Origin of the sequence: Sorangium sp. So ce406 (assembly GCF_051474675.1) — a bacterium.
Classification (GTDB): domain Bacteria; phylum Myxococcota_A; class Polyangia; order Polyangiales; family Polyangiaceae; genus Sorangium; species Sorangium cellulosum_G.
This window is the reverse complement of record NZ_CP150340.1, coordinates 10,574,043-10,588,254: the sequence shown is the minus strand read 5'-3', so window position 1 is coordinate 10,588,254 and position 14,212 is coordinate 10,574,043. Positions and strand designations below refer to the sequence as shown.

Annotated in this window: 11 protein-coding genes; 5 read left to right on the top strand and 6 right to left on the bottom strand. The window is 74.2% G+C overall.

The window, feature by feature from the left end; translation table 11 throughout:
* Positions 1 to 56 precede the first annotated feature (56 nt).
* The 3 genes from WME96_RS39735 (at position 57) to WME96_RS39725 (ending at position 3,936) form a co-directional block, all read left to right on the top strand.
* The gene (locus tag WME96_RS39735) at positions 57 to 1,898 is read left to right on the top strand and encodes an ABC transporter ATP-binding protein (RefSeq protein WP_437286765.1); all 1,842 of its coding nucleotides are present in this window, start codon (positions 57 to 59) and stop codon (positions 1,896 to 1,898) included.
* Between the two features lie 34 nt (positions 1,899 to 1,932).
* The gene (locus tag WME96_RS39730; protein WP_437286764.1) at positions 1,933 to 2,388 is read left to right on the top strand and encodes a helix-turn-helix domain-containing protein; all 456 of its coding nucleotides are present in this window, start codon (positions 1,933 to 1,935) and stop codon (positions 2,386 to 2,388) included.
* Positions 2,389 to 2,664: 276 nt separating this feature from the next.
* Positions 2,665 to 3,936: a serine/threonine protein kinase gene (locus WME96_RS39725; RefSeq protein ID WP_437286763.1), complete on the top strand. Its 1,272-nt coding sequence runs from the start codon at positions 2,665 to 2,667 to the stop codon at positions 3,934 to 3,936.
* A gap of 295 nt (positions 3,937 to 4,231) precedes the next feature.
* Here WME96_RS39725 and orn read toward each other — a convergent pair whose 3' ends face one another.
* Complete coding sequence (orn, locus tag WME96_RS39720; RefSeq protein WP_061615495.1) at positions 4,232 to 4,795, bottom strand: oligoribonuclease; 564 nt, start codon at positions 4,793 to 4,795, stop codon at positions 4,232 to 4,234.
* A gap of 123 nt (positions 4,796 to 4,918) precedes the next feature.
* Here orn and WME96_RS39715 point away from each other — a divergent pair, with 123 nt between their 5' ends.
* Entirely contained in the window at positions 4,919 to 6,151 is a 1,233-nt protein-coding gene (locus WME96_RS39715) for an acetyl-CoA C-acetyltransferase (protein WP_437286762.1), read from the top strand.
* Complete coding sequence (locus tag WME96_RS39710; protein WP_437286761.1) at positions 6,148 to 7,278, top strand: cation diffusion facilitator family transporter; 1,131 nt, start codon at positions 6,148 to 6,150, stop codon at positions 7,276 to 7,278. The genes WME96_RS39715 and WME96_RS39710 overlap by 4 nt, the downstream gene beginning before the upstream one ends.
* Before the next feature lie 45 nt (positions 7,279 to 7,323).
* Here the strand turns inward: WME96_RS39710 and WME96_RS39705 are convergent, their stop codons facing one another.
* The 5 genes from WME96_RS39705 to WME96_RS39685 form a co-directional block, all read right to left on the bottom strand.
* The gene (locus tag WME96_RS39705) at positions 7,324 to 8,838 is read right to left on the bottom strand and encodes a glycine betaine ABC transporter substrate-binding protein (protein WP_437286760.1); all 1,515 of its coding nucleotides are present in this window, start codon (positions 8,836 to 8,838) and stop codon (positions 7,324 to 7,326) included.
* Complete coding sequence (locus WME96_RS39700; protein ID WP_437286759.1) at positions 8,835 to 9,608, bottom strand: ABC transporter ATP-binding protein; 774 nt, start codon at positions 9,606 to 9,608, stop codon at positions 8,835 to 8,837. The genes WME96_RS39705 and WME96_RS39700 overlap by 4 nt, the downstream gene beginning before the upstream one ends.
* Positions 9,609 to 9,674: 66 nt before the next feature.
* A complete protein-coding gene (locus WME96_RS39695; protein ID WP_437286758.1) occupies positions 9,675 to 11,222 on the bottom strand; it encodes a hypothetical protein in 1,548 nt (515 codons plus the stop codon).
* On the bottom strand, positions 11,219 to 11,602 hold the full coding sequence (locus WME96_RS39690; protein WP_433930261.1) for a hypothetical protein: 384 nt from the start codon (positions 11,600 to 11,602) through the stop codon (positions 11,219 to 11,221). The genes WME96_RS39695 and WME96_RS39690 overlap by 4 nt, the downstream gene beginning before the upstream one ends.
* Positions 11,602 to 14,067 carry an Hsp70 family protein gene (locus WME96_RS39685; RefSeq protein ID WP_437286757.1) on the bottom strand — a complete coding sequence of 822 codons (2,466 nt, stop codon included), beginning with the start codon at positions 14,065 to 14,067 and terminating at the stop codon, positions 11,602 to 11,604. The genes WME96_RS39690 and WME96_RS39685 overlap by 1 nt, the downstream gene beginning before the upstream one ends.
* Positions 14,068 to 14,212: the final 145 nt, after the last annotated feature.

Here is a 14,212-nt window from a genome sequence, read left to right as displayed (position 1 = left end):
GCGCTCGCCGGGGACTCTGCGGGCGGAGGGCTGCGGCGTGGTTAGAATCCGCCCCCATGCTCGGCCTCTCCCGCCTGCGGGACAGCTTCGCCTACACCCCGCGGACGCTCAAGCTCGTCTGGCGCTCCTCGCGGGCGGCCAGCGTCGCGCTCGGCGCGCTCACGCTGGCGGCGGCGGCGCTGCCGCTCGGGGTGGCTTACGTGGGCAAGACGATCACGGACGCGGTCGTCGCCCGCGACGAGCGCGCGGCGCTCGTGTGGGTCTCGGTCGAGCTCGGCCTCGTGGCCGCGCTCGCGCTCGCGCAGCGCGGGCTCGCGCTGACGCGGCAGCTCCTCGGCGCGCGGCTCTCGATCGACATCCACGCGATGATCCTCGAGAAGGCGCTCTCGCTCGATCTGGCTCATTTCGAGGACTCCGAGTTCTACGATCAGCTCACCCGCGCGCGCCGCGAGGCGTCGTCGCGCCCGGCGTCGGTGGTGACCGAGAGCTTCTCGCTCGTGCAGAACCTCATCACGCTCGCCGGGTACGCCGCGATGCTCGTGGGGTTCAGCGCGCTCGCGGTGCTCGCGCTCCTGCTCGCGGCCATCCCCGCCACGGTCGCCGAGGCGCGCTTCTCGGGCGCGGCGTTCCGCCTCCGCAACTGGCGCTCTCCCGAGGCCCGCCGCCTCAATTACCTCGAGTACGTGCTCGCCAACGACGGCCACGCCAAGGAGGTGAAGCTCTTCGGGCTCGGCCCGATGTTCCTCGGGCGGTACAAGGCGCTGGCGACGTCGTTTTACCGGGAGGACAGCGCCCTCGCGGTCCGCCGCGCCGGGTGGGCTTACGGCCTGTCGCTCCTCGGGACGGCCGCGTTCTACGGCTGTTATGGCGCGATGGCGCTCGGCGCCGCCGCCGGGCGCCTCTCGCTCGGCGAGATGGTGCTTTATGTCGCCGCCTTCCGGCAAGGCCAGCAGGCGTTCCAGGCCGTCCTCGCCGGCGTCGGCGGCATGTACGAGCACAACCTCTACATGTCGAATCTGTTCCAGTACCTGAGCATCCCCACCAGCGCGTCTCCCGCGCTCCCGGGCGGCGCGCCCGCGCCCACGAACGGCGCGCCTGCGCCCGCGAGCGGCGCGCCGGCGCTCCCGGACGGCGGCACGGGCGAGCGGGGCGTGCGGTTCGAGGGCGTCGGCTACCGGTATCCTGGTCAGTCGCGCTGGGCGCTCCGGGGGATCGATCTCCATATCCCGAGCGGGCAGAGCCTGGCGCTGGTCGGGCACAACGGCGCGGGCAAGACCACCTTCATCAAGCTGCTCACGCGGCTCTACGAGCCCACCGAGGGGCGCATCCTGCTCGACGGCAAGGATCTCCGCGCCTGGGATCTCGACGCGCTGCGCCGGAGGATCGGTGTCGTGTTTCAGGATTTCAACCAATACCAGCTCACGCTGCGCGAGAACGTGGGTCTCGGCAGCCTCGATCACCTCGCGGACGAGCCGCGCGTCGCGCGCGCGGTCTCCGAGGGAGGCGCGGAAGAGGTCGTGGCCGCGGTGCCGGGGGGCCTCGACGCGCAGCTCGGGCGCTGGTTCAAGGACGGCGTCGAGCTGAGCGGCGGGCAGTGGCAGAAGATCGCGCTCGCGCGCGCCTTCATGCGCGAGCAGGCCGACATCCTCGTGCTCGACGAGCCGACCGCGGCGCTCGACGCCGAGGCCGAGCACGCGGTCTTCCAGCGGTTCCGGTCGCTCTCCAGGGGCCGGACGACGATCGTCATCTCGCACCGATTCCCCACCGTGCGCATGGCCGATCGCATCCTCGTGCTCGACGGTGGACGGATCGTCGAGGAGGGCACCCACGACGAGCTCGTGGCCCGCGGCCAGCGCTACGCCCGCATGTTCGCGCTCCAGGCCGAAGGATACCTGTAGAGCTCGAGCGGGCCCTGCCTGCTAGGCTCGGCGCATGCGCGACACGCTCCCCAAGGAGGTCGGCCAGGCGATCCACATCCTCCGGAAGCTTCGCGGGCTCAGCATGCAGGAGTTCGCCGAGAGGGCGCAGCTCTCGGCCACGTACCTGCGGCAGGTCGAGCGCGGCGAGCGGGATCTCGGCCTCGGCGCGCTCGGCCTGATCGCCCAGGGGCTCCAGTGCGATCCGCGCCTCCTGCTCCCCGGCGACGGCCGCAGCCCGGTCGCGTCGGTCGTGGCAGAGCTGTTCGACAAGGCCCAGGAGACGCTCCAGAACGCGATCCTCTTTCTGCTCATGGAGTCTGACGATTCGCCGAGGAAGCAAGCAATGCTCGCCCTGGCCAGCGAGGATCCCGAGCGCTCTCGCTCGGCGGCTCAGCCGAAATCGCGCCCGCCGGAGCGCGCCGTCTCAGGGCGTGTTACCCCGCCCTCGAGCCGTCGTTCCGGAAAGTGAGCGCGCCGTCTCGCGCGCTCCGTGATCCCGGTCCGCCCTGACGACGGCTTCCGCGAGCCTGAGACGTCTGTTACGCTCGCGCTCAACCGATGTTCCCCGAGCCGTGTCCGGGGGTGTCATGGACACTCGAACCTCGTGCCGGAGGTCCGACGCAGTGAGCAGAATCTTCTGGTCTGATCCAACATCGCGGCGCGCGTCCGCGCATCGCTCCTGGTTCTTCCCCCCTACAGAAGCGGAAGCTGCTGTGTCCGGCGGGGAGGTCGCGACGGGGGGCTCATGGTGATCCTGGGCCAGGAGTTCGCTGGCTACACCATCGTCGCCAGCCTCGACTCCCCCGCTCCGGCCGAGGCCTATCGCGCGCTCGACGCCGACGGTCGCGAGGTGACGCTGTATGTCCAGGAGGACCTGGCCCTCGACGCCGCTGCGTTCCGCGGTGAGATCGAGCGGCTCCTCTCGGCGTCTGCGTCGTTGCACGGCATCGTGCCTGTGCTCCGGGGCGGCATGGAGGGCAATGCGGGCTGGCTCGCCGCCCGGCCGAGCGATGATCCCTCGGTGGAAGATCTGCTGCCCCGGCTGCGCTCTGTCGCGTACGAGCTCGTCGTCGACGTCGCGCGGACGCTCGGCGCGGCGCACGCGCTGGGCCTCTCGCACGGGGACCTCGGCCCGCACACGGTGGTGATCTCCGGCCAGGGGGCCGCCCTCGTCAGGGGGTTCGGGCTGCACCGGCTGTTCGGGGCGCCGGCGGACGCGATGGCGGACGCCGCGCGCTACCGGGCGCCCGAGCTCTTCGACGCGCGCGCGATCGATCCGCGAACGGACATCTACGGGCTCGGGATGCTGCTGTATTGCGTCCTCGCGGGTCGGCGGCCGTTCGAGGGGCGCGACGATCTCGACGTGTGCGCGCTGGACGAGGTGCCCCCGCCGATCGAGGGCGCGCCGCCCCAGGTCAACGAGGCGCTCGCGCGGGCGCTCGCGAAGGATCCCGACGCGCGCTTCCAGACGGTCCAGGAGCTCATGACCGCCGTGCGGCCGCTGCTCCTCGCCGACCCGGCGCCCCTCGCGGCGGGCGCCCCGCTGCCGCACGAGGCGCCGCCGGACACCGAGCGGAGCGCGCCCGCCCCGGCGTCGCGCAACACCCTGCCCACCGGGACCCTCCCTCCCGAGGCCATGCGGCACCCCGTGGTCCCGATCGTCGCCCCGCGCTGGCGTCGCGGCGCGCTGCGGGTCGGCGGGGGGCTGCTGATCGTCGCGCTGACGAGCGCCGCGGTCGCCGTGCCCCTGAGCTCCTACATCGTCCAGCGCGGGGCGCCGCCCCCGGCCCCGGCTCAGCCTTCATCGTACGAAAGTAACGTGGAACACACTTCGGGACTGATCCCGCCGGTGCAATGTGACCCCGGCGTCCCCGAGGCGGTGCGACCCGCCGTGGACAGGCCCGTGCTGAGGTCCCGGGCCACGCGCCGCCCTGCGCCGGCCTCCATGGCCACGAACCCCGCTGTGGACGCCGGTGGGCGCCCTCGGGAGCGGTGGTACGGCGACCAGCTCTTCTGACGCCCCGCAGGCTGCCCGATGTGAGATGGCAAACGACACCCCGGCGGATTGGGGCCGCCGGGGCGTCTGCATCACAGGCCTCGTGCCGGAGGCCTGGACGCATGGCCAGCCTACCAAAAGCATTCCGTCGATCGATCGTGTTTTCTCACGTCGGCGATAATTTTCTCTGACGACCCGCGGCGCCGCCTCACCCGTCGATGGGAGCGGGCATTGCGCCTTGGGCGCGCGGCTCGGCGGCGGGGGGGCGAGCGAGCAGGGGCCTGCAGAGGCGAGGCCGGCGCGCAGCGTTCGCCGCTCAGCGGGGCTCGTTGCCCGGCAGCGGCTGGAACACGTTGGCGCGGTACCACCTGAGCTCCTCGATCGACTCGCGGATGTCGTCGAGCGCGCGGTGGATCTCGCGCTTCTTCGGCGCCGAGCGCGTCGGGTACCAGCGGCGCACGAGCTCCTTCAGCGTCGAGACGTCGACGATGCGGTAGTGCAGGAAGGAGAGCAGACCCGGCATGTAGCGCTGCAGGAAGGCGCGGTCCTTCCACACGGAGTTGCCGCACAGCACGGCCGTCCCCTCGTCGCAGTGCGCCTCGAGGAACGCGCGCGTCTCGGACTCCGCCTCGCCGACCGAGAGCGTGGAGGCGCGGATGCGCGCGAGGAGCCCCGATCGGGCGTGGAGATCGCGGACGAAGTCGCTCATCCCCGCGAGCACGTCCTCGGGCTGGTGGATGACGAGGCACGGCCCCTCGGCGACCACGGTCAGGTCGGGCTCCGTGACGATGGTGGCGATCTCCACGATCGCGCACGAGCTCTCATCGAGGCCGGTCATCTCCAGATCGACCCAAACCATGCGCTGCGACCGGTCCGTCATCGGCGGCGAGCATAGCCGATCCGACGCGGTTCAGGTCCACCGCGACCTGTCGCGAGCAGGCTGCCCCGGGAACGGGTCGTGTGCTAAGCACGGGCCGGACGCCGGGGGGCGCGGAGGCCTGTCATGCGAGACGTTTTCATCGTGGATGCCGTGCGCACGCCGCGCGGGCGAGGCAAGGCAGGCAAGGGAGCGCTCTCCGGCGTGCACCCCCAGGAGCTCCTCGCGCAGACGCTCAACCGGCTCGCCGAGAAGACCGGGATCCGCAAGGAAGACGTGGAGGACGTGGTCGTCGGGTGCGTGACCCAGGCGGGCGAGCAGGGCGCGTGCGTCGCGCGCACGTCCATCCTCGCGGCCGGCTGGCCGGACGACGTGACCGGCGTGACCGTCAACCGCTTCTGCGGCTCGGGCGCGCAGGCGGTCAATTTCGCGGCGATGGGGGTGATGTCGGGCCAGCAGGAGCTCGCCATCGGCGGCGGCGTCGAGAGCATGTCGCGCGTGCCCATGGGATCGGACGGCGCGCCCCTCGACGGGAACAACCTCGCGCTCCGCGAGAAGCTCGCGATGGTGCCGCAGGGCATCTCGGCGGACCTCATCGCGACGATCGAGGGCTTCTCGCGCGAGGACGTCGACCGCTTCGCGCTCTCGAGCCAGCACAAGGCCGAGCGGGCCGCGCGCGAGGGGCGGTTCGCGAAGAGCCTGTTCACGGTCGTCGATCGCGACGGCAAGCCGCTGCTCGACAGGGACGAGCACCCGCGGGCCGGGGCGACGATGGAGGCCCTCGCGAAGCTGGAGCCGGCGTTCGGCGGCCTCGGGGCGACGCCGATGGGCCCCCGCGGCGAGACCGTCGACGAGCTCGCGCTCGTGCGGTACCCGCAGGTGAAGGCGATCCAGCACGTCCACACGGCGGGCAACTCGAGCGGCATCGTGGACGGGGCGGCCGTGGTGCTGCTCGCGTCGGGCGACTACGTGAAGGCGCACGGGCTCAAGCCGCGCGCGAGGATCCGCGCCGTCGCGACGGCCGGGGCGGAGCCGGTGATCATGCTGACGGCCCCGGCGCCCGCGTCGGAGCGCGCGCTCAGGAAGGCGGGGATGCAGGCGCGCGACATCGATCTCTGGGAGATCAACGAGGCGTTCGCGGCGGTGCCGCTGCAGACGGCGCGCAAGCTCGACATCGATCTCGACCGCGTCAACGTGAACGGCGGCGCGATCGCGCTCGGCCACCCGCTCGGCGCGACCGGGGCGTGCCTGATCGGGACGGCGCTCGACGAGCTCGAGCGCGAAGGCAAGGCGACCGCGCTGATCACGCTGTGCATCGGCGGAGGGATGGGCGTGGCGACCATCGTCGAGCGGGTGTGAGCCGCGCCGGCGCCGCGATGGGGGTGCCCGACGATCCCGGCAGCTCCGCTCACGAGCGCCCTCGCGGGCGCGGCGCGGGGCACGAGCACCACCACGATCATGGGCACGACCGTGATCACGGCGACGGGGGACATCAGGGCCACGGCGGCGCGCGACGTCACGACCACGACCACGGCGACGGGCGGCATCACGATCATGACCACCGGCGCGCGCCGCTCCGCCGGCTGATCGCGGCCTTCGCGCTCACGACGTCGTTCCTGCTCATCGAGGCGGCGGTCGGGTGGTGGTCGAAGAGCCTCGCCCTCCTCGCCGACGCGGGCCACATGCTCGCGGACGCCGCGGCGCTCGGGCTCGCGATCATCGCGCAGCGCATCGCGGCGCAGGCGCGGACGCGCGCGCGGACGTACGGCTTTCGCCGCGCCGAGGTGCTCGCGGCGTTCGCCAACGGCATCGCGCTGGCGCTGACGGCGATCTGGATCTTCATCGAGGCGGCCCGCCGGTGGCGCGAGCCGCAGGAGGTGCACGCCGAGGCGCTGACGATCACCGCGGCCGTGGGGCTGATCGTGAACGTGGCCTCGGCGCTGCTGCTCTCGAGCGGCGAGCACGGGCACAACATCAACACGCGGGCCGCGCTGGCCCACGTGCTGTCGGACGCGCTCGGATCGATCGGGGCGATCCTCGCGGGCGTGCTCATCCTCGCGTTCGGCTGGACGCGGGCCGACTCGATGATCAGCGCGGTCATCGGCGCGCTCGTGCTCTGGGGCGGCTGGCGGCTCGTGCGCGACACGTCGCGCGTGCTGATGGAGGGGAGCCCCATCGAGATCGACCTCGCCGACGTGGAGGACACGATCCGGAGCGTGCCCGGCGTGGTCGATTTCCACGATCTGCACGTCTGGTCGATCTCCGACGGCTTCAACGTGCTCACGGTGCACGTGGTGCTCGCCAGGGGGCACCACGGCACGGACGTGGCCGCGGCCGTGGCGCGGCGGCTGCGCGAGCAGCACGCGCTGACCCACTGCACGATCCAGCCCGAGCCCCTCCAGGAAGAACGCCTGGTGACGCTCAGGCGCCCCGGCGCCCGGTCGCCGGGCGACGGCGAGCCCGCGAGCAGCCGTCGCGACCCGTAGCGGGGCGGGGGGCGCGCGCGGCCGGCCGGCGCTCGCCCCGCCCCCTCAGAGCTCCCGCAGCAGCGCCTCCGCCGCCTCCGCGGGGGACTCCCCGCGCTCGTCGACGGCGACGTTGAGCTCCCGCATCCTCGCCGCGTCGATCTTGCCCTCGAGCCCCCGCAGCGCCTCGACGACCTCCGGGTGCTCCCGCGCGAGCCGCGCGCTCGCGAGGACGACGGCGTCGTAGGGCGGTATCGCCCGCCGGTCGTCCTCGAGCACGCGGAGGTCGAACGACACGATCCGCCCGTCCGTCGAGAACGCGCTGATGACGTCCACCTCGCCCGCCCGGACGGCCTCGTACATGAGCGAGGGATCCATGCTGCGCTGCCTCGCGAACGCGATCCCGTACCGCTGCTCGACCGTCTTCCACTCGGCGCGCTGGAAGAACTCGTAGTCCCCGCCGATCGTCATGGAGCGCGCCGCGGGCACGAGATCGCTGATGGTCCGCGCGCCGATCCGCTCGGCGACCTCGCGCCGCAGCGCGAGCGCGTAGGTGTTCTCGAAGCCCAGCGCGGCGGCGACCACGATCCCGTGCTCCTCGAGCAGGTACCGCTTCACCCCGCGGAGCACCTCGCCCGGATCCGCCGGCAGGTCGCTCCGCTTCATGACCGTCGCCCAGAGCGTCCCCGAGTAGTCGACGTACGCGTCGATCTGGCCCGTCCGCAGCGCGTCGAACGCCACCGTGGACCCCAGCGACTCCACCGTCTCGGTGGGCAGCCCGGTGTCGCGCTGGATCTTCCCCGCGAGGACGCGGCTCAGGATGTACTGCTCGGTGAAGGTCTTGGACCCAACGGCGATCTTCCGCGCGCCGCCCCCGAGCGCGCCCCGCGCGAAGCTCACCGCCGTGATCGCGTAGAGCAAGGCGAGCGCGAAGGCCGCCGCCGCGACGAGGCCCCGGCGCCGCCGGCGGAGCCCGACCTCCAGCGCCCTCACGGTGCCGTCCAGGAACAGAGCCAGCGCCGCCGCCGCCGCGCACCCGACGAGCACCGCCGCGGTGTTGCGCGTCTGCAGCCCGGTGAAGATGTAGTTGCCGAGGCTCTCCGCGCCGATGGGCGTCGAGAGCGTCGCGGTGCCCACCGTCCACACCGTGGCCGTCCTGATGCCGGCGACGATCACGGGCATGGCGAGCGGCAGCTCCACGCGCCGGAGCCGCTGGCCCGGCGTCATGCCGACGCCGTCGGCCGCCTCGATCAGGGCCGGATCAACGCTGGAGAGGCCCACAACGGTGTTCCGGAGGACCGGGAGCACGCTGTAGAGCACGAGCCCGATGAGCGCCGGCAGGTAGCCGATGCTCGCGGCGCCGATCGCGGCGAGCGCGGGCACCATGAACGCGAGCAGCGCCAGGCTGGGGACGGTCTGGATGACGCTCGCGACCGCGAGCACCGGCTGCTCGAGCCGGCGCGCGCGGGAGACCAGCACGCCGAGCGGCACGCTGACGCCCGCGCCGACGAGGAGCGCGACGAGCGTGAGCTCGAGGTGCGCGAGGAGGCGCCCGGGGAGGAGGGCGAGCTGCTCGTTCACGCGGCGCGCTCCCCCTCGGGGAGCAGCGCGTCGATGAGCCCCGCCTGCCGCTTCGGCGTCCCGAGGAGCTGCGAGACGTACTCGTCCGCGGGCGCTGTCATGAGCTCCCGCGGCGTCCCGACCTGCGCGAGCCGGCCGCCCTGCATCACCGCGATGCGATCCCCGAGCAGCAGGGCCTCGACCATGTCGTGGGTCACGAAGATCGCGGTCAGCCCGAGCCGGCGCCGGATCGCGAGGAACGACTGCTGGAGCCGGTCGCGCGTCAGCGGATCGAGCGCGCCGAACGGCTCGTCGAGGAGCATCACCCGGGGCTCGGCGGCGAGCGCGCGCGCGACGCCGACCCGCTGCTGCTGCCCGCCCGAGAGCTCCGCGGGGCGGCGATCGCGCACGGCCGCCGGGTCGAGCTCGCAGAGCTCGAGGAGCGCGTCGACGCGCGCCCGGATGCGCGCCGCGTCCCAGCCGAGCAGCGACGGCGTGACGCCGATGTTCTCCGCCACGGTGAGGTGCGGGAACAGCCCGAGCCGCTGGAAGACGTAGCCGATGCGCCGGCGCAGGGCGTGCGGCGGCTCGTGGGTGACGTCCTGCCCGCCGATCCGGATCGCGCCCGACGTGGGCTCGATGAGGCGGTTCACCATCTTCAGCGTGGTCGTCTTGCCCGAGCCCGAGCCGCCGAGCAGGACGAGGAGCTCCCCCTCCTCGACGCGCAGCGAGACCTCGTCGACCGCGACCGTATCGGCGTAGCGCTTCGTGACCTTGTCGAGCTCGATCATGCTGGCTCCTCGGGCGCGCCGCGGGGATCCGCCCGCGCCGTCATCGAGCGCGCGCGGCGCTCGGCGTCACACCCCGCACGCGACGTTGCCGCGCTGGAGCCCCGCGAGGCGCGCGTCGTCCAGCGCCTCCGCCTCGGCGAGGAGCCATCGGAACATCGCGTTCGCGATCGCCCGCTCCTTGCGGGTGTTGAACAGCCAGACGGCGGCGTGGCACACGTCGGCGTGGAACTTGGGGAACACGAGGCGGCGGAACTCCGTGCCCACGAGCTCGGCCGCGGCCTCGTACTGCGCGCGGAGCGCCGTCCACTCGCGCCACTCCGAGAGCGCCGGGAGCTCGCGCTTCTCGTCGACGCGGCGGCGCAGGGCGTCGCACGCGAGCTCCACCTCGGACAGGAGCTCGTCCCGGAGCCGCCGGTGCGTGCGGCCGATGGTCGCGCCGAGGTCGTCCCACTCCGCGAGCGGCACGCGCGCCGCGCGCAGCGCCGCCGCGAGGTCCTCCTCGACCGCGCGCGCGACCGGGCCGAGCGCCGCGTGCGCCCCCGAGGCGCCGAGCGACAGCGCCCGCTCGCGGAGCTCGGCCTGGGCGCGCTCGTCCTCGAGCGCCGCGTCCCACGCGCCGCCCAGCCGCCGGAGGTCGTCGCCGGAGACCTCGCCGCGCGGCCGGAGCAGCAGCGTCGCGTGGAGCAGCACCGCCCGGCTCCACAGGTCGCCCTCGGCGACCTTCGCGGCGCAGGGCTCGGGCGCGTCCGGCGCCGGGCGCGGCGCGCCGGCGCCCGCGGCCAGGGCGCGGCGCAAGAGCGGGAGCGTGGCGCGGCGGCGTGGCGCGACGAGCCAGCGGAGCCAGAGCCCGAGCGCCCCCGGCGCGGGCGCCTCGCCGACCAGCCGCGCGGCGACGGCGCCGAGCAGCGACAGCGCCCGGTCGCCCCCGACGCTCGCGTGCGCGATCACGGCCGCCCAGTCGCCGCGGGAGGCCGCCTCGGCGGCGAGCCAGCCCGCGGCGACGCGGCGGGCCTCGCCAGGGCAGGCGCGCTCGTCCATGCCGGCGACGCTGTCGAAGAGCGCCCGCGCGCCCTCCACGTCCCCGCGGTGCGCTGCGAGCATCGCGCCGGCGGCGATCCCCGCGCCGCGGAGCGGAACGGCGCTCGCCGAGGACGGCGCGGGCCCCGCCCCCGCGCGCTCGCCGCCGCGCTCGATCCGCTCGCTGACCCAGGCCTCCACGGCGGCGTCTGGCTTCCGCGCGCGGCAGAGCGCCCACGCGGCCGCGAGCGCCGCGCCGCCGCGTCGGTCGGCGCGCCATGTCCAGTCCGACAGCCACGCGACGAAGTACGCGGCGCGCGGCAGCCCGAGCGGAACGAGCACGCGGCGCGCGACGAACCAGGGCGCGATGAGGAGCACGAGCGGCACGAGCGGCAGCGCGCACCAGAGCTGACCCACGGCCAGGCCGACGGCGAGGGCGAACGCGACCGGCACGAAGACGATGGTCACCGGGGTGCGCCAGCCGCCCGAGCCGAGCACGAGCTCGCGCCACGGCGCCTCGGGCGAGGCCTTCCGTGCCACCGCCACGCCGATCGCCCGCAGCGCGACCGCGATGCACAGGGCGGCGCCCCAGCTCACGGCGACCTCCAGCCGAGCGCGGCCAGCGCCTCGGGCCACGGCGCGCGCGGATCCTCTCCGGGCGGCTCCGGCGGCGGCAGGTCGCCGAGGTCGTCGTCGAGGTCGTCCTTCGGCGGCGGCCGCGGGTCGAGCCGCGCCCACACCTCGTGCGCGAGGCGCCGCTCCGGGTCCCGCAGGGCCGCCATGGCCTGGCGCACCTTGTCGGCCGTGCGGGCGCCGGGGCCGACCGGCGTCGCGTAGGTCGCGGCGCTCGCGAGCTTGAGCTCGAGCATCCCGAGCAGCTTCTGCCCCTCGCGCTCGACCTCCGCGCGGCTCGCGCTCGGGCGCAGGCCGAGCACGTAGAACGGGTTGTCGCGGATGCGGCCGAGCGCGTCGTCCATCACCGCACCCCCGACTCGTGGCCGAGCCTGCGCTTCTGCGCGTCGACGGGCAAGAGCCGCCAGATCTCCTCGGTGATCGCCCGGAGCGCCGTCGCGTCGCCGCGCTCCGCCGCGCCGCGCCCGTCGCGCACGAGCTTCTGCGCGCGGACCAGATCCGACGCCTGGTGCGCCTCGGAGGCGGCGTCCTCGAACATCCACACCCACGCCTTCGGGTGCCGCTGGAACGCCGCGCTGCTCAGGTTGCGGACGAGGCGGAGCTGCCGCTGCAGCTCGACCTGGTTCTTCTCGGCGCGCGCCCGCGCCACCCCCTGCGCGGCCTCCTCGAGGAGCGCCTTCTCGGTGCCCGACCCGAGCTGCGAGATCCACACCGACGCGTTCGCGACGGCGGCCTGGGCCTCGGCCTCGAGCTCCGGCCAGCGCTTGTCGGCCTCGGCCTGCTCGAGCAGGACGTCGAGCTCGAGCAGCGCGCGCCGCGCCTTCTGCCCGGCGTCGGCGTCGCCGCCGCGCGCGGCGGCCACGTCGCGCTCGACCTCGACGAGCGCGCACTCGACGTAGGTGACCTTGCCGAGCGCGTGCGGCTCGTTCCTGCGCAGGGCGCCCTCGCGCACCGAGGCGAGCCGCTCGCGCATGGCGGCGAGCGAGGCGTCGAGCACCTCGGGCGCCGCCTCGGGGACGAGCAGGTGCGCGACGCGCTCGAACACGAGCCCCTGCGACGGGATCAGCGCGCGGGCCGAGAGGTGCCCGCCGCGGTCGAGCTCGAGCGTGAGCTCGATCGCCGAGCCCGCGGGCAGGGTCGCGGTGAGCCCGCTGCCGTCGATCTCCAGCGCCCCGACCACGCGGCAGAGGTGGGCGACGTCGAGCTCGCCCTGCACGATCGGGATCTTCAGCACGCACGCGCTGGAGCCCTTCGGGACGCTCTCCACGCTGTGGTGCACGAACGTCCGCCGGGCCGGCAGCGGCGCGCCGCGCTCGAAGTAGACCCGCACGGTGTTGTCCGCGAGCGCGACGCCGATCGTGCGCGACAGCGGCGGATCGCTGATGGTGAGCCCCTGGACGATGGTGATCGCCTGCGGGTGCACCGGCACCCGCGCGCCGCCGGCCGCGAGCGCCTCGACGCGGAAGACGTTCGGCCGGCGCGGGAGCAGGTCGACGGTGACCACGAACGCGCCCTCGGCGTCGAGCGGGGCCTCGGCGCTCGTCCAGCCGTCGCCCTCCCGCGCGAGCCGGATCCGCTCGGGCGCGGGCCCCGGCCCCTCCACGACGCGGCCCACCACGTGGGGCGTCAGGTCGGACGACATGGCCGGGTACTGGAGCCAGAGCCGGCGGCCCTCTTCCTTGCCCCGCGCGCCCGAGGAGGAGGCCCGCGCGTCCAGGCCCGCCGTGGCCGCGTAGATCGCGGCCCCCTGCGCGACGAGGGTCATCGGGTCGAGCCCCTCGCCGAAGGGCGCGCCGAGCGCGTCCCTCACGCGCGCCCGGAGCGCCGGCATCACCGTCGGTCCGCCCACCAGCACGACACGCGCGAGCTGCGACGCGTCGAGGCCGTGCGCCGCGAGCAGCCGCCTGCAGACCTCGATCGAGCGGTCGATGATCGGCGCGCAGAGCGCCTCGAGCGTCGACCGCTGCAGGACCAGGTCGACGTCGACGGGCGCGCCGTCCACCTCGAACGCCCCGGGGATCGCGAGCGCCGCCTCGTCGGCGCGGGTGAGCTCGATCTTGACCTCCTCGACGGCGAGCTTGAGCTTGCGGAGCGCGGCGGCGTGGCGCGGGTCGGCGCGGCTCACGGTGACGCCCTGGGCGCGCGCGATCTCGGCGAGCGCCCAGTCGACGATGGCCCAGTCGAAGTCGCGCCCGCCGAGGAAGTTGTCGCCGTCGTGCCCGACGACGCGGAGCAGCCCGTCGCGCGTCTCGAGCAGCGACACGTCGAAGGTCCCGCCGCCGAGGTCGTAGACGAGCCAGCTCCCCGTGGACTCCTCGGCCGTCCAGCCGGCCGCGAGCGCCGAGGCCACCGGCTCCTGGATCAGCTCGACGCGCTCGAACCCCGCGAGCCGCGCCGCCTCCGAGGTCGCGGCGCTCTGGGGCAGCTCGAAGAGCGCGGGCACGGAGATCACCGCCGCGGCCGGCAGGGCGCCGAGGTGCTCGGCGACGTCGGCGCGCAGCGAGCGGAGCACCTCGGCGGCGAGCTCCTCGGGCTTCTTCGTCACCTTCGCCGCCGCGAACTCGATCGGCTGGGCGGTGCCCATGAGCCGCTTGAACTCCGCGCGGGTGTTCTGCGGATCGCTCTCGAGGAACCTCCGGGCGCGCGCGCCGACCGTGATCGTCCCGCGCGCGTCGATCCGCACCACGCTCGGGGTGAGCGTCGCGCCCTGGGAGTTCCTGACGAGGGTGACCTTCTCGCCGTCAAAGGCGGCCGCGGTCGAGTTCGTGGTGCCGAGGTCGATGCCGACGTAGAGCGGGCGTGCAGCCATCGCGTTCAAGGATACACGCGCGGAACGGCGGCCGCCCGGATGAGCCGCAGAAGTCCGTGCGGTGGTGAACAGCGGGCGATGGCGGAGCTCGATCGGCTCTGGCGCTCCGGCGAGAGTATCGGCAGCGCCTGACGCCAGACGTCCG

Coding starts and splice junctions, on each gene's coding strand:
- WME96_RS39735 (WP_437286765.1), top strand. CDS start 57: ATGCTCGGCCTCTCCCGCCTGCGGGACAGCTTCGCCTACACCCCGCGG.
- WME96_RS39730 (WP_437286764.1), top strand. CDS start 1,933: ATGCGCGACACGCTCCCCAAGGAGGTCGGCCAGGCGATCCACATCCTC.
- WME96_RS39725 (WP_437286763.1), top strand. CDS start 2,665: ATGGTGATCCTGGGCCAGGAGTTCGCTGGCTACACCATCGTCGCCAGC.
- orn (WP_061615495.1), bottom strand. CDS start 4,795: ATGACGGACCGGTCGCAGCGCATGGTTTGGGTCGATCTGGAGATGACC.
- WME96_RS39715 (WP_437286762.1), top strand. CDS start 4,919: ATGCGAGACGTTTTCATCGTGGATGCCGTGCGCACGCCGCGCGGGCGA.
- WME96_RS39700 (WP_437286759.1), bottom strand. CDS start 9,608: ATGATCGAGCTCGACAAGGTCACGAAGCGCTACGCCGATACGGTCGCG.
- WME96_RS39690 (WP_433930261.1), bottom strand. CDS start 11,602: ATGGACGACGCGCTCGGCCGCATCCGCGACAACCCGTTCTACGTGCTC.
- WME96_RS39685 (WP_437286757.1), bottom strand. CDS start 14,067: ATGGCTGCACGCCCGCTCTACGTCGGCATCGACCTCGGCACCACGAAC.